Here is a 21967-nt window from a genome sequence, read left to right as displayed (position 1 = left end):
GTGATACTTTTAAACATGTATTTAAAAGTATCACAGCTGACAATGGGGTTGAATTTAGTAATTTAGAAACTTTGCTTAAAGAATATGGTATAGAGGTATACTATACTCACCCTTATTCTTCCTTCGAAAGGGGTACTAATGAACGTCATAATGGTCTTATACGTCGTTTTATCCCTAAGGGTAAAAGCATCAAAGACTTATCTTTTGATACAATTCAAAGGATTCAAAATTGGATGAATAGGTTGCCACGTAAATTGCTAAATTACAAAACCCCAGAAAAATATTTTTATGAAGAACTATCGAAGATTGCTTAATCCCATATTTTGAATATTATAGATGTCGCTTGTGGTTTATCAAGGGTAAAGCTCCGCCTGCTACGCAGCCCTTGACAAACCCATGCACTCCATCTCCTGTTATTATTAAGATGGGCTTAAGGCTGATTTTGACTATTGTCAGTCCTATTCTACATGATTTTTCACAGGGGTGTTGCATTTAATATTGCAATTTAAGATGTGAAATTAGTTAAAGATAATAATGAAATAATAGTTGTAATTTTAGGTACGGATATTGTAAAATAATTATGTCTTTTTTATAATTTTGACCATATAAATATAATAAGATTAAATAAATTTTTAGTTAGGAGGAATGTTTCTTGAAGGGATCTACTGGCATGGCGTATTTCATTGGTAAAGCAGCCTCAAACAAGAAAGCCAGGGACATCAAAATATTAAATGTTAAAGGGCTATCAGAAATAGCAGATTATTTTGTAATCTGTAGTGGTACCTCAACTATTCAAGTTAAAGCAATTGCTGATGAAATTGAAGAAAAGATGGCTGAGAGTGGCTATGTAATAAATCATAAGGAAGGGTACAATAGTGGAAAATGGATACTACTTGATTACGGAACTGTTATTGCACACATATTCCATGAAGAAGACAGAGAGTTCTATGATTTAGAAAGATTATGGATAGATGCAGAGGCAATAAGCATATAAACTTTGACAAAAAAAGATATATGTAGTATAATATACAAAAAATTAATATATAGTCTTCTGAGGAGTAGTAGGAATTTACGGCATTAAGAGAGCTGGTGGTTGGTGCAAACCAGTTGCACGAAATTCTGAACTCGCCTCGTAAAAAGAAGACAGGGAGACCTATAAATCAATGAGTGGGCCAAATTTGGTCAAATAGGGTGGTACCGCGAGTTTTAGCCTCGTCCCTATGTTTAGGGATGAGGCTTTTTATATTGGTTAACAAAAGTAAGTGGAGGTGGAGTTATGTCTTTTTATGATTTTGAAAGAATAGAAAGAAAGTGGCAAGAAAAATGGAAGACAAAAAACAATTTTCATGGTGAAGATTTTTCCGAAAAACAAAAATATTATATGTTAGTAATGTTCCCTTATCCTTCAGGTAAATTGCATATGGGCCACGTTAGAAATTATTCTATTGGAGATGTTATAGCTAGATTTAAAAGAATGCAAGGATACAATGTACTACACCCAATTGGTTTTGATGCATTTGGATTACCAGCAGAAAATGCGGCTATAAAACATGGTATACCACCAAAGGAATGGACAATAAATAACATGGCAGAGATGGAAGAACAATTAAAGAGATTAGGTTTTAGTTATGACTGGGATAGAGAAGTAAAAACATGTATGCCTGAATATTATAAATGGACTCAATGGATGTTCTTGCAAATGTATAAAAATGGATTAGCATATAAGAAAAAGTCATTTGTTAATTGGTGTCCATCATGTGAAACTGTTTTAGCAAATGAACAAGTAGTAAATGGCGAATGTGAAAGATGTGGTACTAAGGTTGGTAAAAAGAATTTAGAACAGTGGTATTTCAAAATAACTGACTATGCAGAAAGGTTGTTAAATGATATCGAAAAATTAAAGGGATGGCCAGAAAAGGTTAAAATAATGCAAGAAAACTGGATAGGAAAAAGCACAGGTGCAGTAATAGATTTTGCTATTGAGGGAAGAGAAGAGAAAATTAAAGTATTTACAACAAGACCAGATACAGTTTTTGGTGTAACTTATATTGTTCTGGCACCTGAACATCCATTGGTAACACAAATTTCTAAGGGAACAGAATATGAACAACAAGTAAATGATTTTGTTTATAAGATGCAGTTTGTAAACGAAGTTGATAGAACATCTGCTGATTTGGAGAAGGAAGGGGTATTTACAGGAGCCTATGCGATAAACCCTGCAAATGGAGAAAGGGTACCAATTTTAACAGCAAATTATGTGCTTTTAGATTATGGTACAGGTGCTGTTATGGCTGTTCCAGCACATGATGAAAGAGATTTTGAATTCGCTAAAAAGTATAACTTGCCAATAAGGGTTGTAATTAATCCTGAAGGTTCTGAGTTAGATCCAGAAAGTATGATTAGTGCTTATACAGATGATGGTATAATGTGCAATTCTGGTCAGTTTAACGGAATGAATAATAGAAAGGCTTATAACAAAATAATAGATTACTTAAAAGAAAAAGGAGTAGGAGACTATAAGGTAAACTATAGATTAAGAGACTGGTTAATTTCAAGACAAAGATATTGGGGTGCACCGATTCCAATAGTATATTGTGAAAAATGTGGTGAAGTTCCAGTACCAGAGGAACAACTTCCTGTTATGCTACCAGAAGATGTTGTCTTTACAGGAAAGGGTGAATCACCATTAACAACATCTGAAACATTTATGAATACAACATGTCCTAAATGTGGTGCTAAAGCTACGAGAGAAAAAGATACAATGGATACATTCGTTTGTTCATCTTGGTATTTCTTAAGATACACCGATGCAAATAATGATGAAAAACCTTTTGATTTTGAAAAAGCAAAGTATTGGATGGATGTTGACCAATATGTTGGTGGTGTAGAGCATGCAATATTGCATCTATTATATTCAAGATTTTTTACAAAGGCTCTTTATGATTTTAATATTTCACCAGTTGACGAACCATTTAGAAACTTATTAACTCAAGGAATGGTACTAAAGGATGGAGCTAAAATGTCAAAATCAAAGGGTAATATAGTTAGCCCTGAAGAAATTATATCTCAATACGGAGCTGATACAGCAAGATTATTTATTATGTTTGCTGCACCACCTGAAAGAGATCTAGAGTGGAGCGATCAAGGTGTTGAAGGATGCTTTAGATTTTTAAATAGAGTTTGGAGATTGGTTGATGAGCTTGCTCCAAAGTGTAGAGATGCTAAACAGATAGACATAAATACTTTAACAAAAGATGATAAAGAAATGAGAAGAATTCTTCATTCAGTTGTTAAAAAGGTTACAGAAGATATAAATGATAGATTTAATTTTAATACGGCAATAAGTGCTACTATGGAACTAGTAAATGCTCTTTATCAATATAAAGAAAAGGATAATGCAAAAATAGAAATAATTGCAGAAGCTTTAGAGAAATTAATTTTAATTTTAGCACCTTTTGTTCCTCATATAACAGAAGAATTATGGGAAATGATGGGTAAAACAGGTAGTGTACACGAACAAATGTGGCCTAATTATGATATAGAAGCATTAAAACAAGATGAAATAGAGATAGTAGTTCAAGTTAATGGAAAACTTAGGGGTAAGGTATTAGTTCCTGCAGAAGCTAATCAAGATGAGGTATTGAGTATTGTTAAAAATGATGAAAAAATAAAGCAAATTTTAGAAGAAAAGCAAATAATTAAAGAAATAGTTGTTCCAGGAAAATTGGTTAATTTAGTTGTAAAATAGTAATTTTGTTTATAAAAAACAAGTGCCAAATGATAAAATGCATTGGCACTTGTTTTTTATATATTTTTATAAATTCTTAAATTTGAATGATATATAAATATAATTTATAATTTTGAATTAAAATTTGCAAAAAATGTTTCAAAGATATATAATATTATTAGCAAACAATAAAGGAGGTAACACAATGGAAAAGGTAGTTATTAGTACTAACAATGCACCAGCTGCTATTGGTCCATATTCACAAGCTATAAAATTTGGTAATTTAGTATTCACTTCAGGACAAATACCTATAAATCCTCAAACTGGTGAATTAGTAACAAATGATGTGAAACTTGCAGCAAGACAATCACTAGAAAATGTAAAGGCTATTCTAGAAGCAGCAGGTACATCAATGGATAATGTAATTAAAACAGTTATATTCTTAAAGGATATAAATGATTTTGCAGCAGTAAATGAAGTTTATGGTGAGTATTTCAAAGATAAAATGCCAGCAAGATCAACAGTTCAAGTTGGCAAGCTTCCAAAAGATGCATTAGTTGAAATTGAAGCAATTGCGTACATACCAGAATAATAATTAAGAAGGGACTCAATTTAACTGAGTCCCTTCTTACGTTTATATTTTCTATAAAAGCCCCTAATTAAAAATAATGCCATCACAGGATAAATAAACTTTAAATAATTTTTTTTAGCTAATTGTATGTTTGGTTTTGTTATAGTATTTATAATATTCATTTTATAATCTTGAGTTGCTAATAAATCAATACTATCAACTATATTACCATCTAATAATAGTTCTACTTTACCTACAATCTCATTTTTATGAACACTTTTAATATTTTTATTTAGTATGATGTTTTGAGCAGGTAGTTTTGTTTCAGAGGATTTAATAAGATAATAAAAATCTTTGCTTGGCACAACTGGTATAAGTGCTTTTCCATTATCTAAATTTAAATAGGTTACAGGAACTAACTTATCAAGTATTTTTTCTTTTTTGAAACTGTTAAAACCAAATTCAAATAACTTAGTAATATCTGGATATACAGCAGTTGGACTTTTTAATACAACAGCAATTAAATTTATATTGTCTTTTGTTGCAGAACCTACAAATGTATGTTTAGCCTTTATTGTATATCCAGTTTTAATGCCTGTAGCATATTTATAGTAATATCGTCCTCCATTCCATAAAAGTTTATTATGATTATTTAAGTATCTTGTTTCAGTTTGTTTGTTGGTTGGAGGTATTTTATAATTTTTAGTTGCCACTATTGTTCTAAATATTTCATTTTGCATGGCATGTTTTGCAATTAGTGCCATATCATATGCGGTAGTGTAGTGATTATCATCGTACAAACCATGGGGATTTATAAAATTAGAATTTTTACATCCTAGATTTTTAGCGTATTCATTCATCATTTTAGAGAAATTTTCAACGCTACCCGCAACATGTTCTGCTAATGCTTCAGCTGCATCGTTTGCTGATTCCAACAATAGCGCGTATAAAAGTTGTTCAACTGTAAGCTCTTCTCCTTCTAATAAATAGATTTTGCTACCATCAGCATAAGGAGGTTTTTTACCAACAATAACTTTTTCTTGTAGATTGCATTTATCAAGAACAATTAGCGCTGTTAAAATTTTAGTTGTACTTGCTGGGGCATATTTTAAGTTGGAATTTTTTTCGAATAAAACTTGCCCTGTATCTGCATCTATTAAAATTGCAGCTTCAGAGGAAATATCGCTATTTTGAAGTGCGCTTGCAGGAGTATTAAAAGAAATTAATAATAAAAGGACAAAAAAAATATAGCTTAATTTTTTCATTTTTCGTACCTCTCCTTTCTAGCTAGTAAAATTATAACAAAAAATTTCACTAAAAACAATGGAGTATAAAATTTATAATATTTGTCAAAATTTTATTTTGGGGTGATTATATGGATATGTCAAGAAAAGAAAAAATAGGATTAATTGTATTTGCATTAATAGTACTTTGTATAAGCTCAATAAAGTTTTATAGTAAAAATGATTCAAATGAATTTACTGTGTATAAAAGTGATAATTCACAGCCACATACAATAAAAGTATATATTTGTGGTGAAGTAAAAAATCCTGGGGTCTATAAAATAGAAAGTGACAAAAGAATTGTAGACTTAGTTGAAATGGCTGGCGGTATTACAGAAAATGCTGACATTAATAATATAAATTTAGCTCTTAAATTAAAAGATGAGGATTATATAAAAATTCCTTCAAAAAATTTAAATAATATAAACAACAATCAAAGTGATACTAAAATAAATATAAACACAGCCACTGTAGAGGAGTTAAAAAAACTACCAAGAGTAGGTGATGCAATTGCAAAAAGGATAATCGAATATAGAGAAAAGTATGGAAGATTTAAAAGAATAGAAGATATTAAAAATGTAAGTGGTATTGGTGATAAAATGTTTGAAAATATAAAGGACTTAATATGTGTTTATTGATAGAAAAAAATGTATGATGTAAAATAGACTAGAGGGGAGGGAATAGAATGACAGAAGTAAAGTTGACACAAATGGTAAAAGCTGCAGGTTGAGCGGCTAAAATAGGTCCTGAGACCTTGGCACAGGTTCTGTGTCAATTACCTAAAGTGTATGATAAAAATCTTATTGTTGGAATAGATACATCCGATGATGCAGCAGTTTATAAGATAAATGAAGAAACTGCAATAATACATACAGTTGATTTTTTTACACCTGTTGTAGATGATCCATATATTTTTGGTCAAATTGCGGCTACTAATTCATTAAGTGATATTTATGCAATGGGTGGAGATGTTCTGCTAGCATTGAATATTGCTTGTTTTCCATCATGTAAAGATCCTTCAATTTTAGCACAAATATTAAAAGGTGGTGCAGATAAAGTAATAGAGGCAAATGGAATTATTGCAGGTGGGCACACTATTGATGATGATGAACCTAAATATGGTTTGTCGGTTTTAGGTATTATAAGTCCCCAAAAAGTTTTATCAAATGCAAATGTAAAGCCAGGAGATGTTTTGATTCTTACAAAACCTATTGGTACAGGAATAATTAATACAGCCATAAAAGGAGAAATTGCAACAAAAAATCAGATAGATGCGGCTATAAAAATTATGTCAACACTAAATAAATATGCATCAGACATTGCTAAAAAATACAATGTAAATTCATGTACGGATATAACAGGTTTTGGATTGGGAGGACATCTCTATGAAATGGCTAAAGGTAGTGGGGTATCAATTCATATTGAGTGGGACTCTTTAAAATTAATAGAAGGTGTAGAGGAACTAGCTAAGATGGGTATTATACCAGCAGGTACATATAGGAATAAATCATATTTAAAGGATAAGTTTATTAATTTAAGACAAAAGGATTATATTGAAGACATTGTTTTTGATCCACAAACATCAGGAGGACTTGTATTTTCACTTGACAGTATAGAAGCTTTTAAATTACTAGATGAATTAAATAAATGTAATGTACAAGCATTTATAGTAGGCTACGCTACAGAATACGATGGTAAATATATATACATAGAATAGGAGGAACTTATGAACAAATTATTATCTAAACTTCCTAAGGTTGATAGTGTTTTAAATGATTATAAAATAAATGAATATTTAAAGGAGACTCCTAGAAAGATAGTGGTTGAAACTATAAGGAGGGTAATTGATTTATATAGATTTCGAATATTAAAGGGTGAGTTATCAGAAATAACATATGATGAAATATTAGAGGAGATATATAGGCAATTAGAATTAAGTACAAGGCCAAGTTTAAGAAGGGTAATTAATGCTACAGGAACTGTGATACATACCAATTTAGGTAGGTCACCCCTATCCAAAAGCGCCTTAGAAAAGATAGTAGAGATAGGATGTAGATACAATAATTTAGAATATAATCTTGAGGAGGGGAAGAGGGGATCAAGGTATAGCCATGTTGAAGATCTGCTATGCAATATTACCGGTGCCGAAGCTGCTATGGTAGTTAACAATAATGCTGCAGCAGTGATGTTGGTTTTATCAACACTAGCAAAAGGTAGAGAAGTAATAGTATCTAGAGGGCAACTTGTGGAAATAGGAGGTTCCTTTAGAGTTCCTCTTGTCATGGAACAAAGTGGAGCTATACTAAAAGAGGTAGGAACAACAAATAGAACACATTTACATGATTATGAGAATGCAATTAATGAAAATACTGCAGCTATATTAAAAGTACATCAGAGTAACTATAGAATTTTAGGTTTTACAGAAGAGGTGGATATAGAAAGTTTAATAGCATTATCAAAAAAATATAATTTGCCGTTGGTTGAAGACATAGGAAGTGGAGTATTTATTGATTTATCAAAATATGGGTTGAGTTATGAGCCGACCGTTCAAAACAGTGTGAAAAAAGGTGTTGATGTTATAACCTTTAGCGGTGATAAATTATTAGGAGGACCACAAGCAGGTATAATTGTAGGTAAAAAGAAATATATAGATGCGATGAAAAAAAATCAATTAACAAGAGCATTAAGAATTGACAAATTTACATTAGCAGCGTTAGAAGAGACTTTAAGACTCTATTTGGATGAAGAGAAGGCTGTAAAGGAAATTCCTATCTTAAATATGTTAACAATAAGTAGAGAGGTTTTAAAAAAGAGGGCTCAAAAATTATCAAGAATGATTAAGAAGCAGATATCAGAAGATAGGGTTAATGTTACAATTAAAATGGATTTTTCAACTGTTGGTGGTGGTGCTATGCCACTTGAAACAATACCAACCTATGTTGTTGCCTTAGAACCAAAAAGAAAAAGAGTTGAAGAAGTAGAGAATGAACTTAGAAAAAAGGAAATACCAGTTATTGTTCGTATATCTAAAGATGTTATACTACTTGATGTTAGAACAATATTTGAAGATGATTATGAAGTAATTGTAGATAATTTAAATAGCATTCTTTAGGGGGCAATATTATGCAAAATGTTATAATAGGTACTGCAGGACATATTGATCACGGTAAAACAACATTAATTAAGGCACTAACGGGACATGATACAGATACATTAAAAGAAGAAAAAGAGAGAGGAATTACAATAAACTTAGGTTTCACATACTTTGATTTACCGAGCAAAAGAAGAGCAGGAATTGTTGATGTACCTGGTCATGAAAAATTTATTAAAAACATGCTTGCAGGTGTAAGTGGTATTGATATATTTTTACTGGTAATTGCAGCCGATGAAGGTATTATGCCTCAGACAGAGGAGCATTTAAATATATTAAAGCTGCTAGATATAAAAAAAGGCATAGTTGTATTAACTAAGATAGATATTGTTGATAAAAATTGGTTAGATTATGTAATAGATGACGTTAAAAGTTATTTACAATCCACTCCATTTAAAGACTCACCTATTATACCAGTATCATCGTATACTAGAGAAGGTTTAGATGTATTGGTTAAAACAATAGATGAAATGACTTTAGAAATGGAAGATAGAGATATCTTAACTGATTTTAGATTGCCTATTGATAGAGTATTTACAGTATCAGGATTTGGAACTGTAGTTACAGGTACGTTAATATCAGGTACGATATCTATTGGAGATGAATGCGAAGTATATACAAAGGGAATTAAAGGGAAAGTAAGAAATATTCAAGTACACGAAAAAGATGTAGATAGGGCATATGCAGGCCAAAGGGTTGCATTAAATATATCTGGTATAAAAAAAGAAGAAGTTGAAAGAGGAGACGTAGTTGCAAGAGTTGGAGCTTTAGAAAATTCTATGCTAATTGATTGTAAATTAACTTATTTAGAGAGCGCACCAAGAAGCTTAAAAAATAGAGATAGAATAAAACTTTATCATGGTACAAAAGAAGTTATTGGAAGAGTAGTGTTGCTTGATAGAGAAGAGTTAATTCCAGGAGAAAGTACTTTTGTTCAATTTAGATTAGAAGAGCCTATAGCTGCAAGAAGAGGAGATAAATATATAATTCGTACTTATTCACCTATGGTTACAATAGGTGGAGGAACAATTCTTGAACCAAATGCAGAAAAACATAAGCAATACGATAATAAAGTAATAGAAGAACTATTGATGAAGGAAAAAGGTGATTCAAAAGAAATAGTTGAAAAAACAATAGAAAAATTTAGCTCACAGTATCCAAATTACAACGATTTGAGTAAATTAATTGGTAGAGGTATAGATAAACTAAATGAAATACTAAAAAGTTTAGAAAAGGAAGGAAAGATATATTCATTTGATTTAGGAACTGAAATAGTATATGTTCATGCAACTTATATAGAAAGTATTAAAAGAGAATCTTATAAGATTTTAAGTGATTACCATAAGAATAATCCATTGAAATATGGAATGAATAAAGAGGAATTTAAAAATAAAGTCTTTAAACAAAATACAAAAGCAAAAATAGTAGATAATTTATTTAACATTTTAGAAAATGATATTATAGATATTAATACAAAGTACGTAAAACTAAAAGAGTTTAATATAAAATTAAATAAAAGACAAGAGGAGATAAAGCAAAAAATATTGAACATATTAAATGAAGCAATGTTAGCTCCTCCAAAATTAGATACTATAATTGAAGGTTTTGGAAGAGAAAAAGAAATGGCAAAGAGTATTATAAATTTATTAATTGAACAAGAGGAATTGATAAAAGTAGATAGTGATTATTGTATATTAGATAAATATATAAAAGAAGCAAAAGATGTTGCAATTTCAATGCTTGATAAAAAAGGTGAAATAATAACATCTGAATTTAGAGATGCCTTAAATATAAGTAGAAAGTATGCAGTAATGATATTAGAATATTTTGATTCAATTAAATTTACTAAAAGAGTAGATGACAAGAGAGTACTTTATTGATATTTTAAATTATAATTTATTAAATTATTATATTTACAAATAGTTAAATATATTGTATAATGAAAGTGCATTGGGAGTAGATAGGTGCTGGTGTGCCTACCGGTCTTCAAAACCGAGTTGACGGGCTAAAACCCCGTTAGGTGGGTTCGATTCCCACATACTCCCGCCAAAATAGTAAAAAACGCCTAAATGGCGTTTTTTTTATTTATAAAAGTTTGACAATCAAAATATGTTGTAATATAATAATTGTAAACCGACAATAATTAACAAGTAAACAATGGAGGTGTTTTATGAAAACTAGGGATTTAGTGAAGATAGGTTTATTTGCTATCTTAACTGCAATAGGTGCCTACATTAGTATACCATTCTTTTATGTTCCTTTTACACTACAAATAGTCTTTACTATTTTATCAGGAATATTATTGGGGGCAAAGAATGCATTATATTCACAAATAGTATATTTATTATTAGGATTAATAGGTTTACCAGTATTCTCTGGTGGTACTGGAGGTATACAAACAGTTTTAAAGCCTAGTTTTGGTTATATAATTGGGTTTATATTTGGTGCATTTATTATAGGAAAAATAATAGAACAATATAAAAACTTAAATATAATAAATGTCTTTTTAGCTACAATTGTTGGTCTTATGGTAATATATTTATTTGGAGTTACATATTTGTATATTATATTAAATTTATATATGCAAAAACAAACCACATTATTTTGGGTATTAAAAAATGGATTCTTAATTTTTCTTCCCGTAGATATGTTAAAGTGTTTTATAGCAACAGTTATTGGAATTAAATTAAAGAAACATATATAAAAATGATATATAATTTAATTAGCCCCATAAAATATTATGGGGCTAAAAAATTTTGATTTAAATTAAATTTTTGTGTTATAGTTTGTATGTAAAGACACTTCACCTGATATCAACCTTTCAATTTTACCATTGTTTTCTATAATCAATGTGCAGTCGTCAGCAATTCCAATAACTTTTGCAACATAATTTGTTTGTGGTGTTGTGATTTCAACATAATTATTAATTAAGGCAGAGTTGTTGCGGGCAATTTCAAGAGCTTTACTGATGTCATTATTTTTTAAGAACTGTAAATATAAAGATTCAAAGTTGTTAAGTATTTCAGCAGTTAATTTTTTTCTATTTATGTCATTTCCAATTTCAATCTTAAGGGACGTTGCCTTATCCTTTAAATCATCTCCAAATTCAGATTTTTCTATATTGACATTAATTCCTATTCCAATTACTAAAAAATTTATTTTATTTAATTCAGCGCTCATTTCAGTTAAAATGCCACAAACCTTTTTATTATTTATTAGGATATCATTAGGCCATTTAATTTTTATATCTAATTTATATTCTTTTAATGCATTGAATACTGAGGAAGCGGTTAATAGTGTCAATTTATGTGCATCAGTGGGTAGGATATCAGGTTTAAGCAATATTGACATCCAAATTCCTTTTCCTTGAGGTGAAACCCATTGTCTACCAAGTCTTCCTCTACCAGCTGTTTGCTCTTCAGCTATAACTACTGTTCCATCAACACTTTCATTTGCTATGGTTTTAGCGTATTTATTAGTTGATTCTATTTTTTTAAAATGCAATATGTTTCTACCAACAAATTGTGTATGCAAATATTGAGATATTTCATCATAGGTTAATATATCTGGTGTTTCAATTAGTTTATAGCCATTATTAGTAATTGATTCAATCACATATCCTTCATTCTTTAATTGTGAAATATGTTTCCAAATTGCAGATCTAGAAATGCCTAATTTTTTACTCATTTCTTCACCTGAAACATAAGTGTCAGAAGATTTTAAAATATTTAAAATTTTAGACTTCACAACATCACCTCTTATTTTTATGTTATGCTTTAATTATATATTTCATTTTTAATAAAAATCAACAATAGTTAAATGTAAAAAATATTGATAAATAAGGAATAAAATGTTAAAATTAGAAAGAGGTGCAGTTATGAAGAGATTAATTGTCTTAATATGTCTTAGTTTAATTCTAATAATAGATAACAAAATTGTTTTTGCTCAAGATTTATTAAATTTAAGGTGTAAGTCAGCTGTACTAATAGATGCAGAAAGTGGAAAAGTATTATATGAAAAAAATAAAGATGAAAGGTTGCCCATTGCTTCAATAACTAAGTTAATGACATTTTATACTTTTGTTGAGGAATTAGGTGAAGAATACATAAATGGATACTTAACTTATAACATAGATAATTCAAAATACAAAAAAGATGAACCAATATTGGATATAAAGGCTGGTGAAAGAATAAAGACTGGTGACTTAATTACCGCTATGCTTGTTTTTTCTGCTAACAATGCTCCAGATATGTTAGTTAACGAGTATGAAAGAGTAAAAAAAGAAAACTTTATTGAAAAGATGAATCAAACTGCTAAAAAGCTTGGATTAAATGACACATATTATGTTAATCCTAGTGGCTTAACAAAGGAAAACAAGTATAATATATCAACTGCATATGACCAGGCAAGACTATCATATTATATTTTAAAAAAACATAAAGATATTTTAAGATATACATCAAAAAAATATTTTGATTATAATGGAAAAAGGTATTATTCAACAAATAAGCTTTTAGGTAATTATCATGGATTAGATGGATTAAAGACGGGATATACAAAAGAAGCAGGTTATTGTTTAATTTCAACATTAGATGCATCTAAATACAGTGGAAATAGTAAGCCATTAAGATTTATAACAGTTGTTTTAGGTTGCAGTTCAGATGCTGAACGTTTTGTTGAGACTAGAAAACTTTTAGATTATGCAAAAAACAATTTTGAAAATTATGTATTGGACAGTGAAAAGACTTTTGAAGTAAAAAATACTGATTATGTTGGAGATTTGATAAAATTAAAACCTAGTGGTGATGTATATATATTAAAGAATAAACATGAATCACCAGAATTAAGTATAAAATTAAATGACAAGCTTAATAGAAAAATAAGAAAAAACGATGTTATAGGAAGGCTATTTATAAAGACAAGTATAGGAACTAAAGAAGTAGATTTAATTTCTGTTAATGATTATACAAGAAAGAGTTTGTTTTTTAGGTTATTTCAGCATATAAAGAATTTATTTAAAAATATGGGGTGGTTTGGATGGATAGAGTTAAAGAAGATTTAATTATTTTATGTGAAAGGTTTATTGAACTAGCAGACAAGTTACTTAAGGAGAATAGAATAACTGTAGAAGAGTATGAAAAACTGATAAAACATAAAATAGAGTTTATTAACTGTTTCAAACATGGCATGGGGATGAACTAATGAATAAAATAAATAAATATAAATTTTATGTAATGGGTATTTTTTTGCTTTGTATAATTGTTTTAGTAGTAAAGTTTCAATTATATAATATTACTATAGTTAGGAAGTATGTCTTATCATATGGTAAACTAGCTCCTTTTATATTCTTTGTATTGTGCATATTACGTCCAATATTACTTTTGCCCATAGGTCTTTTTTCTGTATTAGGGGGAATATTATTTGGACCTATAAAAGGAACTTTTATTACAGTTTTAGGGAGTACAATTGGATCATTAATAGCATATTATATATCATGGTTTTTAGGAGCTGATTTTTTAAAGGAATTCTTTGGGGATATCATTGAAAAATATTATTTTGATGACAAAAATGCTTTTAAAATAACCTTCGTTATGAGGGTTGTTCCAATACTTCCTTGTGATTTTGTAAGTTACATTTGTGGATTGTCAAAAATCAATGTTATAAAATATACTATAGCATCCTTCTTAGGAATAATACCTGGAACATTTATTTATAGCTATTTTGGACACTCATTAAATAATATTTATTCAAAAGAATTTATTTTTTCAATTGTTATGATTGTTATTTTAACAATAATACCTATTCTAATTAAACATTATAAAAAGAAGGATGAGTATATGGACGTGGAAATAGACCCATTTTATAGAGATATTGACAGATAAAATATAATCAATATAATATCTAATGTAATAATTTAATATTTAAAAGGGGAGTAACTCGACTCGTAAGAGTATAACCAATCGTCAAAACGGCTATTGCCCGGTTGGTTAGCAAGCAATGCTTGTGAGTAAGACCTTTATTCAGAATTTCTGGATAAAGGTCTTTTTGTTTTGTAATAATAATTTTAAAGGAGGTTATAGACATGAGAGAATATTACAACATGACAAACGAAGAAGTTTTAAACCAACTATCGACTTCTAAAAATGGGTTATCAGAAGAAGAAGTTGAAAAAAGATTAAAGGAATATGGATTTAATGAATTTAGGGAAAAAAAACACAAGACAACTATTCAAAAGTTTTTTGATCAATTTAAGGATTTTTTAGTAATTATACTAATTGTAGCTGCAGTAATTTCAGGGGTTGTAGGTGAGGTGGCTGATACAATAATAATACTTCTAGTTGTTGTGTTAAATGCAGTACTAGGAGTAATTCAGGAAAATAAAGCAGAAGAGTCTTTAAATGCATTAAAGAAAATGGCAGCACCTCTTGCTCATGTTATAAGGGATGGAATATCTAAAGAGATTCCTGCAAGAGAGTTGGTACCAGGGGATATTGTTGTTCTAGAGGCAGGTAAATATGTACCAGCAGATATGCGTCTAATTGAAGCTTCAAATTTAAAGATTGAAGAAGCAGCATTGACAGGGGAATCTGTTCCTATAGATAAAAGTAATGAAGTAATAGAAGACGTTAATATTCCAGTTGGTGATAGGAAAAACATGGCCTTCATGTCATCGATGGTTACTTATGGTAGAGGTGTTGGAGTTGTAGTAACAACTGGTATGAACACAGAAATAGGTAAAATTGCTGATATGATATCTAAGGTTGAAGAGGAAAAAACACCATTGCAAGAAAAACTTGAAGAAGCAGGTAAATGGATGGGTATATCAGCATTAGTTATATGTGCAATAATGTTTGGTATAGGTGTTTTTGAAGGAAGAGATGTATTCAGTATGTTTATGACATCAGTTTCACTTGCAGTTGCAGCAATACCTGAGGGACTACCAGCAGTTGTAACAATAGTTTTGGCTGTAGGTGTTCAAAAGATGATCAGAAGGAATGCAATAGTCAGAAAGCTTCCTGCAGTTGAAACACTTGGTTGTGCTACAGTTATATGTTCAGATAAAACAGGAACGCTGACACAAAATAAGATGACTGTAAAGAGAATTTATACATCTAATAAATATGCTGATGATGTTATTGATGCTAAAAAGCTTTTTCATATAGCTAATCTTTGTAATGACACAAAGATAGTAGAAGAAAATAGAGAAATAAAGCTTTTAGGAGATCCTACAGAAACAGCCTTAGTCGATTTTTCAATGAAGGTTTCTTTAGACAAAAGGGAACTTGATAAGGTTTACACAAGATTAGATGAAATACCATTTGATTCAGATAGGAAGCTGATGACAACATTTAACAAAAATGAGAATAAGATAGAAGTAAATGTTAAGGGTGCTCCAGATATTTTACTTTCAAGATGTACCTATATCTTAGAAGGAGACAACATAAGAAGTATTAATGAAGATGATGTAAAAAGAATAAAACAGGCTAATGAAGAGATGGCAAAACAAGCTTTGAGAGTTTTGGCCTTTGCTTATAAAGAAGTTGATGAAATTAACAAAGATGAAGCTGAAAAAGAATTGATTTTTGTTGGTTTAGTTGGTATGATAGATCCACCTAGAGAAGAAGCTAAAGAAGCTGTTAAAAAGTGTAAAACTGCTGGAATAAAACCTGTAATGATTACAGGAGATCATAAAATTACAGCAGTTGCAATAGCTAAAGAACTAGGCATTTTGAATGACGAAAAAGAGGCAATAACAGGTGCAGAACTTGAAAATATGACTCAAGAAGAACTAACAAAAAATGTTTCCAATTATTCAGTTTATGCTAGGGTTTCTCCTGAGCATAAAGTTAGAATAGTTGAAGCTTGGAAATCAAATGGACATATTGTTGCTATGACAGGTGATGGCGTTAATGATGCGCCTGCACTAAAGAAAGCTAATATTGGTGTAGCTATGGGTATTACTGGAACAGATGTTTCTAAAGAAGCTGCCGACTTGATATTAACAGACGATAATTTTGCTACTATTGTATCTGCTGTTGAAGAAGGTAGAACAATCTATTCTAATATTAGAAAGTCAATAAGTTTCTTGTTATCCTGCAATATAGGTGAGATATTAGCACTATTTATAGCTACAGCTTTAAATTGGGCCGAACCATTACTTCCAATACACATTCTATGGGTAAACCTTGTAACAGATACATTCCCAGCTTTAGCATTAGGAATGGAATTGCCTGAAAGTAATGTTATGAATGAACCACCAAGAGATCCCGATGAAGGCTTTTTCTCTAAGGGTTTAGGTATAAGAATTGTACTTCAAGGAATTTTCATTGGTATTGCAACACTAATTGCCTTTAAATATGGCGAAATGTTTAGTGAAGAAGTGGCTCGAACCATGGCATTTTATACTCTAAGTTTTTCACAGTTGGTGCATGCATTTAATGTTAGATATGATAAAAAATCAGTAATATTAAATAATATGTTTAGTAACAAGTATCTAAACTACGGTGTATTAATATCAATTTTAATACAAATGATTGTATTTGTAACTCCATTTACTAGAAAAATATTTAAAATTGTATTATTAAATACACAACAGATTATAGTTGTTTTTGTTTGTTCAATTGCTATTTTGTTTGCTGTTGAAATAGTAAAGATGTTTAGAAGAACTGCCTAAGTTTAAACTTAGGCAGTTCTTCTATTTTAATATTTACAGTAGAAAAATTAAAAAATTGATTGACAAATTGATTTAAAAGTGTATTATATAAAAAAATAAAGACATATTAAAGTGTATCGAAACAATTATAAGGGGGAATTGATATGAACAATCAAAAAACATCTAAAATTACTACTATGGCTATGGCAATAGCGTTAGTTACAGTTTGTACTATGGTTATTAGAATACCTTCAATTAATGGATACGTTAATTTTGGTGATATTATGATTTTTATAGTAGCAGCTGTTTTAGGAAGAAAATTTGGATTTGTAGCAGGTGGATTTGGATCTATGCTTGCTGATTTGATAGGAGGATATTTCATATATATGCCTGCAACGTTTATTATAAAGGGTCTAGAAGGATTAATTTTTGCGTCTGTTTATGAAAGATTAAAAAATAACAATACAGTTGTTTCATTGTTAATTGCAGGTTTAATAGCTGGTACAGAAATGTTTTTGGGTTATTTTATTTACAACAATATTATGTTTGGATATGCAGATGCAATTGGGTCATTAATTCCGGGCGATATAATGCAAGGCTATTTAAGTAGTATAATTGCAGTTCCTTTTATAATTGCAATTAAAAAAACAAATTTTAAATTGTTGAATCAAGAATAAGGGGATGTTGATAAAACATCCTCTTAATTTGTATAAATGCCAAAAAATAAGTAAATACTTTTAATAGTTAAAAACGGAGGTGATATAGTGTTTAATGAAGCTAGAGAAACAAGAATATTAAAAGACGGTATGTATCATTTATCCTTACAGATACCAGAAAAAGAATATTTTTTAGTATATGATAATGTATCAGAAAACATAGCAAGTGAAATATTAAATCATTATTTAAAAATACATCAAGATGATGGTAAGCCCAAAAATATTAATATAAACCATAATAGAAATGCACATATGATTAATATAGAAGCAGATTTAGATTATTTAGGAAACCACAAAAGCAAGTGAGGTACTAATATGTTTAAAAGTATTATTTTTAAATTTATTATACCTTACTTAATAGGATTGGTAATTTACTTAGAAGGTATAAACTTTTATACTAGTGCAACTTTAGTTGCACTATTTTTAATTTATTTATATAAAAGACAAAATATCAATTATTTTTTACTGTTTTTAATTTTAGGATTGTATATAGGATATACTTCATTCAATTTTTATAATGATAGGTTTTTAAAGTTAAAAGATAGCAATACCTTTAAAGGTATAGTATTAAAGTTATCTATTGATAAAAGAAACTGTATAATTAAAGAAAGAGATTGTAAGTTATATCTGTATTTTGATAAGAGTGCTGAAATAAATGTGGGAGATGAAATAGTAGTTTATGGAGAAATCATCAAAGACATAGATATGAAAAAAGTATATAGTCGCAATTTAAATGCATATGTAAAATCAAATAAATATAAAGTAATTGGGAAAAAGAGTGGATTTATTATATATATTTATAAAATTCATGATAAGCTAAAAAGAGAAATGTATAAAATAGATAAAATTTCTGGACCATTTATATCTGGGCTTGTGACAGGTGACATTGATGGTATAGATTCAGAAATAAAAAGTTTATTAAATGATTTGAATATAAGTCATATAGTTGTTGTATCAGGTGCCCACTTGGGTATATTAGCTTTATTTGTAATGATAGTATTTGCCTTCAATTTCAAACTGAGGTATATATTTTTACTTTTATTTACTACCTGTTATGTTATTTTGGCTAACTTCAACCCTTCAGCAGTTAGAGCATATATTATGTTGCTTTTAACTGTTTTTGCTCAAACTCTAAAAAAATACCCAAATAAAATAAACATATTATTTACAGCTACTTTTATGATGATTGCATATAATGCATTTCTAATCTATGATTTAGGTTTTATTTTATCAATCAGTTCTACCTTTGGTATTATATTATTATCGCCAATAATTTCAACTAAACTAAGTAATAAATTGTCAGTTCCTATCAGTGCTTTTTTGTTTACTTTACCTATAGTTTTGTATATAAATGGTAGATTTTCATTGATATCTATTCCTATTAATATGCTTATAGCTGGATTAGTTTCAATTTTAACTATAACTTCCTTAATATCAGTACTTCTCTATATATTATTTAATTACAATCCTTTATTATTACCTATATTATTTTGTGGAAGGCTACTTGTAAATTTACTTAAGATAATACAAAAGTTCAATATTGAATTTTTTGTTGGTAATTTTAATTTAATTTTAGTGATAATATATTATGTTTTTATTTTAACATTATTTAACATAATAAGAACAAATAGAATAAGCAAATATGCTATTTCAATAGTTTTGTTTATATTAGTATTTTTTAATTTTAATTTTAAACATGAATTAACTATAAATTTTATAGATGTTGGCCAGGGTGATTGTATCTTTATTGAAACTCCTAATAAAAAAACAATTTTAATTGATACTGGTGCTAAGTTTGAAGGTTATAATATGGCAGAAAAGAGGGTTGTTCCATATATTAAAAGGAGAGGATATAATAAGATTGATGTATTCATAATTACACATTTTCATAACGACCATGCAGGAGGTATAGAGTACATATTAAAAAATCTAAATGTAAAGAATAAATATGCATTTATGCCAAACAGAGATGATTTTTTAGATTTAAAAAATCGTGATAAAATAATAATTGATAATGTTGAATTAAATGTAATAACAAACGAAAAGGCAATGAACATGGAATCAAATGAAAAATGTATAGTTCTATCATGTAAATACAAAGAATTTGATTTTTTATTAACAGCCGATGCAGATTTAAATTTAATGACAAATATAAGTGGTGAATATGAAATATTAAAAATGCCACATCATGGATCAAAATATTCCTTCAATGAGAAAGTATTAGAAAAATTAAAAACCCAAACTTGTATTTTTACAGTAGGTAGGAATAATTTTGGACATCCATCAAAAGAAGTTATTGATTTACTTGAAAAGAATAATATAAAATATTACAGAACTGACCTTGATGGTAATATACAGGTGACTAGTAATGGTAAAAAATATAAAATAATAACACAAAAATGAAAAGGATGATTGGCTATGGAAATTAAAACTATAAATGATTTTAAAAAAAATATAAAAAATATAGAGAGCTTAGTACTAATTTATGGACAAGAAAAAGCAATAATCAATGAAACAATTAATTTAATTTACAATCTGATTGATCAATTTAGAGAAATTAATATTTCTATATATGATGGTGAAAATATAACTATAGATTCTATTATAAACGCTTGTGAGACTACTCCATTTATGTCAAATAGAAAGATAGTACATATAAAAAATGCTCAGCATATATTTTTAAACAATAGTATTTCAAATGAGTTATCGAAATATATAAATACTTTATCTAATAATACCATTTTGCTGTTTTCATGTTATACAGATATTGATAAGTCAAATAACCTTTATAAAGCCATAAGAAATAAAGGGATGATTGTAGAATATAAAAAGCTTAAAGGATTAGATTTGCAGAATTATATATTTAACTATTTAAGTTTACACAACAAGTCTATTACAAAATCAAACCTACTATATTTAACTTCAGAACTTTCAGCTGGAAGTGAAAATATTGATTTAGAACTTAACAAATTGATTGATTTTTTAGGTGAAAAAAGAGTTGTAGAGAAGGATGATATAGATTCAATAGTAACAAAAAGTATAGAAAATAATGTTTTTAAACTAATTGATTTCATTTTAAATAAAGATGTTGATAATGCAATAAGGACTTATAAAAATATGATATTCCTAGGTGAAGAAGAGATAATGATATTGTATATGATCTTTAGAAATTTTAAAATTATGTATTTACTTAAAGTTTATTTTAATAATTATGATGAAGTTATAAAAAAGTATAATATAAAGGATTTTGCTTTAAAAAATTATTTAAGATTTCTAAAAAATTATAGTTTAGATGAAATAGTATATGCGATCAAAAGATGTTATCTATATGATATAAAAATAAAAACAGGTGATTTGCAATCAGAAAATGGAGTAGAGAATCTGATTATAGAATTATGTGCATAATAAAAACACCCGTATGGGTGTTTTTATTATGCAAGGGCATTGTTTAGCTTAACAGTTAGTCTTGACTTCTTTCTTGATGCAGCATTTTTATGTATTACACCTTTTGCTGCTGCTTTGTCAAGTGCTTTTACTGCTTGAGCATATAAAACCTTTGCTTCTTCGATGTTTCCGCTGTTTAGAGCTACTTCAAACTTCTTGATAGCAGTTTTAACAGCAGACTTTACCATTTTGTTTCTTAGAGTTCTTCTTTCTGTTACTCTAATTCTTTTGATAGCTGATTTAATATTTGCCATTCTAATATCCCTCCTGAAATATTTTAGTTAGCGGGACATTACAGCAGATTGGGGACACGGCGAACAAGTTTGTTCGTAACGATAGTATTATATCATTGTAATTTAAATTTAGCAAGTAAATTTAATAATAAAATAAAAAAAAATTGTATGTACATACTAAATATAGGG

20 protein-coding genes, 1 tRNA gene and 1 other annotated feature are annotated in these 21967 nt (G+C 28.8%); of the genes, 18 read left to right on the top strand and 3 right to left on the bottom strand.

The features are described 5' to 3' along the window. From TCEL_RS05255 to TCEL_RS05240, 4 genes are all read left to right on the top strand, one after another. Positions 1–314 (top strand): IS30 family transposase (locus tag TCEL_RS05255; protein WP_040683748.1); only part of this gene is annotated, 314 nt, incomplete at its 5' end. A gap of 356 nt (positions 315–670) precedes the next feature. Beyond that, positions 671–994 carry a ribosome silencing factor gene (gene rsfS / locus TCEL_RS05250; protein WP_040683919.1) on the top strand — a complete coding sequence of 108 codons (324 nt, stop codon included), beginning with the start codon at positions 671–673 and terminating at the stop codon, positions 992–994. A gap of 47 nt (positions 995–1041) precedes the next feature. Continuing rightward, positions 1042–1223 (top strand) — a binding site (T-box leader). A gap of 53 nt (positions 1224–1276) precedes the next feature. Further along, positions 1277–3748 carry a leucine--tRNA ligase gene (leuS, locus tag TCEL_RS05245; RefSeq protein ID WP_018661874.1) on the top strand — a complete coding sequence of 824 codons (2472 nt, stop codon included), beginning with the start codon at positions 1277–1279 and terminating at the stop codon, positions 3746–3748. Positions 3749–3932: 184 nt separating this feature from the next. Further along, positions 3933–4319, top strand: a complete 387-nt coding sequence (locus tag TCEL_RS05240; protein ID WP_018661872.1) for a RidA family protein — start codon at positions 3933–3935, stop codon at positions 4317–4319. A 20-nt stretch (positions 4320–4339) separates the two neighbouring features. Here TCEL_RS05240 and TCEL_RS05235 read toward each other — a convergent pair whose 3' ends face one another. Next, complete coding sequence (locus tag TCEL_RS05235) at positions 4340–5563, bottom strand: D-alanyl-D-alanine carboxypeptidase family protein (RefSeq protein ID WP_018661870.1); 1224 nt, start codon at positions 5561–5563, stop codon at positions 4340–4342. A gap of 110 nt (positions 5564–5673) precedes the next feature. On the opposite strand from TCEL_RS05235, the gene TCEL_RS05230 reads away from it, so the two are divergent. From TCEL_RS05230 to TCEL_RS05205, 6 genes are all read left to right on the top strand, one after another. Further along, positions 5674–6219: a helix-hairpin-helix domain-containing protein gene (locus TCEL_RS05230; RefSeq protein ID WP_018661867.1), complete on the top strand. Its 546-nt coding sequence runs from the start codon at positions 5674–5676 to the stop codon at positions 6217–6219. 47 nt (positions 6220–6266) lie between these two features. Then, entirely contained in the window at positions 6267–7298 is a 1032-nt protein-coding gene (gene selD, locus TCEL_RS05225; RefSeq protein ID WP_018661862.1) for a selenide, water dikinase SelD, read from the top strand. Positions 7299–7307: 9 nt separating this feature from the next. After that, on the top strand, positions 7308–8693 hold the full coding sequence (gene selA, locus TCEL_RS05220; protein ID WP_018661859.1) for an L-seryl-tRNA(Sec) selenium transferase: 1386 nt from the start codon (positions 7308–7310) through the stop codon (positions 8691–8693). Positions 8694–8704: 11 nt separating this feature from the next. Continuing rightward, positions 8705–10612: a selenocysteine-specific translation elongation factor gene (selB, locus tag TCEL_RS05215; RefSeq protein WP_018661857.1), complete on the top strand. Its 1908-nt coding sequence runs from the start codon at positions 8705–8707 to the stop codon at positions 10610–10612. 72 nt (positions 10613–10684) lie between these two features. Next, positions 10685–10781, top strand: a tRNA-Sec gene (locus TCEL_RS05210). Positions 10782–10902: 121 nt separating this feature from the next. Next, positions 10903–11436 carry a biotin transporter BioY gene (locus TCEL_RS05205; RefSeq protein ID WP_018661855.1) on the top strand — a complete coding sequence of 178 codons (534 nt, stop codon included), beginning with the start codon at positions 10903–10905 and terminating at the stop codon, positions 11434–11436. A gap of 62 nt (positions 11437–11498) precedes the next feature. Here the strand turns inward: TCEL_RS05205 and TCEL_RS05200 are convergent, their stop codons facing one another. Continuing rightward, complete coding sequence (locus TCEL_RS05200) at positions 11499–12479, bottom strand: biotin--[acetyl-CoA-carboxylase] ligase (protein WP_018661854.1); 981 nt, start codon at positions 12477–12479, stop codon at positions 11499–11501. A gap of 130 nt (positions 12480–12609) precedes the next feature. Between TCEL_RS05200 and TCEL_RS05195 the strand changes: the two genes are divergently transcribed. The 8 genes from TCEL_RS05195 (at position 12610) to holA (ending at position 21506) form a co-directional block, all read left to right on the top strand. Beyond that, positions 12610–13794, top strand: a complete 1185-nt coding sequence (locus TCEL_RS05195) for a D-alanyl-D-alanine carboxypeptidase family protein (RefSeq protein WP_040683747.1) — start codon at positions 12610–12612, stop codon at positions 13792–13794. Then, positions 13770–13934: a hypothetical protein gene (locus tag TCEL_RS13460; protein ID WP_018661850.1), complete on the top strand. Its 165-nt coding sequence runs from the start codon at positions 13770–13772 to the stop codon at positions 13932–13934. Before TCEL_RS05195 ends, TCEL_RS13460 begins: the two co-directional genes overlap by 25 nt. After that, the gene (locus tag TCEL_RS05190; RefSeq protein WP_018661848.1) at positions 13934–14614 is read left to right on the top strand and encodes a TVP38/TMEM64 family protein; all 681 of its coding nucleotides are present in this window, start codon (positions 13934–13936) and stop codon (positions 14612–14614) included. The genes TCEL_RS13460 and TCEL_RS05190 overlap by 1 nt, the downstream gene beginning before the upstream one ends. Positions 14615–14814: 200 nt before the next feature. After that, the gene (locus tag TCEL_RS05185; RefSeq protein ID WP_018661846.1) at positions 14815–17406 is read left to right on the top strand and encodes a calcium-transporting P-type ATPase, PMR1-type; all 2592 of its coding nucleotides are present in this window, start codon (positions 14815–14817) and stop codon (positions 17404–17406) included. 143 nt (positions 17407–17549) lie between these two features. Next, positions 17550–18062, top strand: coding sequence for an ECF transporter S component (locus TCEL_RS05180; protein ID WP_018661844.1), 513 nt, complete (start codon positions 17550–17552; stop codon positions 18060–18062). A gap of 87 nt (positions 18063–18149) precedes the next feature. Further along, complete coding sequence (locus TCEL_RS05175; protein ID WP_018661842.1) at positions 18150–18407, top strand: hypothetical protein; 258 nt, start codon at positions 18150–18152, stop codon at positions 18405–18407. A gap of 9 nt (positions 18408–18416) precedes the next feature. Continuing rightward, complete coding sequence (locus tag TCEL_RS05170; protein WP_018661840.1) at positions 18417–20504, top strand: DNA internalization-related competence protein ComEC/Rec2; 2088 nt, start codon at positions 18417–18419, stop codon at positions 20502–20504. Between the two features lie 15 nt (positions 20505–20519). Further along, on the top strand, positions 20520–21506 hold the full coding sequence (gene holA, locus TCEL_RS05165) for a DNA polymerase III subunit delta (RefSeq protein WP_018661838.1): 987 nt from the start codon (positions 20520–20522) through the stop codon (positions 21504–21506). Positions 21507–21532: 26 nt separating this feature from the next. Here holA and rpsT read toward each other — a convergent pair whose 3' ends face one another. Beyond that, positions 21533–21799: a 30S ribosomal protein S20 gene (gene rpsT / locus TCEL_RS05160; RefSeq protein WP_018661836.1), complete on the bottom strand. Its 267-nt coding sequence runs from the start codon at positions 21797–21799 to the stop codon at positions 21533–21535. Between the last annotated feature and the right edge of the window lie 168 nt (positions 21800–21967).

Source organism: Thermobrachium celere DSM 8682, from assembly GCF_000430995.1.
Classification (GTDB): domain Bacteria; phylum Bacillota; class Clostridia; order Clostridiales; family Caloramatoraceae; genus Thermobrachium; species Thermobrachium celere.
The sequence above is the reverse complement of the archived record's forward strand: the minus strand, read 5'-3'. Positions and strand labels throughout refer to the sequence as shown.

Coding starts and splice junctions, on each gene's coding strand:
- rsfS (WP_040683919.1), top strand. CDS start 671: ATGGCGTATTTCATTGGTAAAGCAGCCTCAAACAAGAAAGCCAGGGAC.
- leuS (WP_018661874.1), top strand. CDS start 1,277: ATGTCTTTTTATGATTTTGAAAGAATAGAAAGAAAGTGGCAAGAAAAA.
- TCEL_RS05240 (WP_018661872.1), top strand. CDS start 3,933: ATGGAAAAGGTAGTTATTAGTACTAACAATGCACCAGCTGCTATTGGT.
- TCEL_RS05235 (WP_018661870.1), bottom strand. CDS start 5,563: ATGAAAAAATTAAGCTATATTTTTTTTGTCCTTTTATTATTAATTTCT.
- TCEL_RS05230 (WP_018661867.1), top strand. CDS start 5,674: ATGGATATGTCAAGAAAAGAAAAAATAGGATTAATTGTATTTGCATTA.
- selA (WP_018661859.1), top strand. CDS start 7,308: ATGAACAAATTATTATCTAAACTTCCTAAGGTTGATAGTGTTTTAAAT.
- selB (WP_018661857.1), top strand. CDS start 8,705: ATGCAAAATGTTATAATAGGTACTGCAGGACATATTGATCACGGTAAA.
- TCEL_RS05205 (WP_018661855.1), top strand. CDS start 10,903: ATGAAAACTAGGGATTTAGTGAAGATAGGTTTATTTGCTATCTTAACT.
- TCEL_RS05195 (WP_040683747.1), top strand. CDS start 12,610: ATGAAGAGATTAATTGTCTTAATATGTCTTAGTTTAATTCTAATAATA.
- TCEL_RS13460 (WP_018661850.1), top strand. CDS start 13,770: ATGGATAGAGTTAAAGAAGATTTAATTATTTTATGTGAAAGGTTTATT.
- TCEL_RS05190 (WP_018661848.1), top strand. CDS start 13,934: ATGAATAAAATAAATAAATATAAATTTTATGTAATGGGTATTTTTTTG.
- TCEL_RS05185 (WP_018661846.1), top strand. CDS start 14,815: ATGAGAGAATATTACAACATGACAAACGAAGAAGTTTTAAACCAACTA.
- TCEL_RS05180 (WP_018661844.1), top strand. CDS start 17,550: ATGAACAATCAAAAAACATCTAAAATTACTACTATGGCTATGGCAATA.
- TCEL_RS05170 (WP_018661840.1), top strand. CDS start 18,417: ATGTTTAAAAGTATTATTTTTAAATTTATTATACCTTACTTAATAGGA.
- holA (WP_018661838.1), top strand. CDS start 20,520: ATGGAAATTAAAACTATAAATGATTTTAAAAAAAATATAAAAAATATA.
- rpsT (WP_018661836.1), bottom strand. CDS start 21,799: ATGGCAAATATTAAATCAGCTATCAAAAGAATTAGAGTAACAGAAAGA.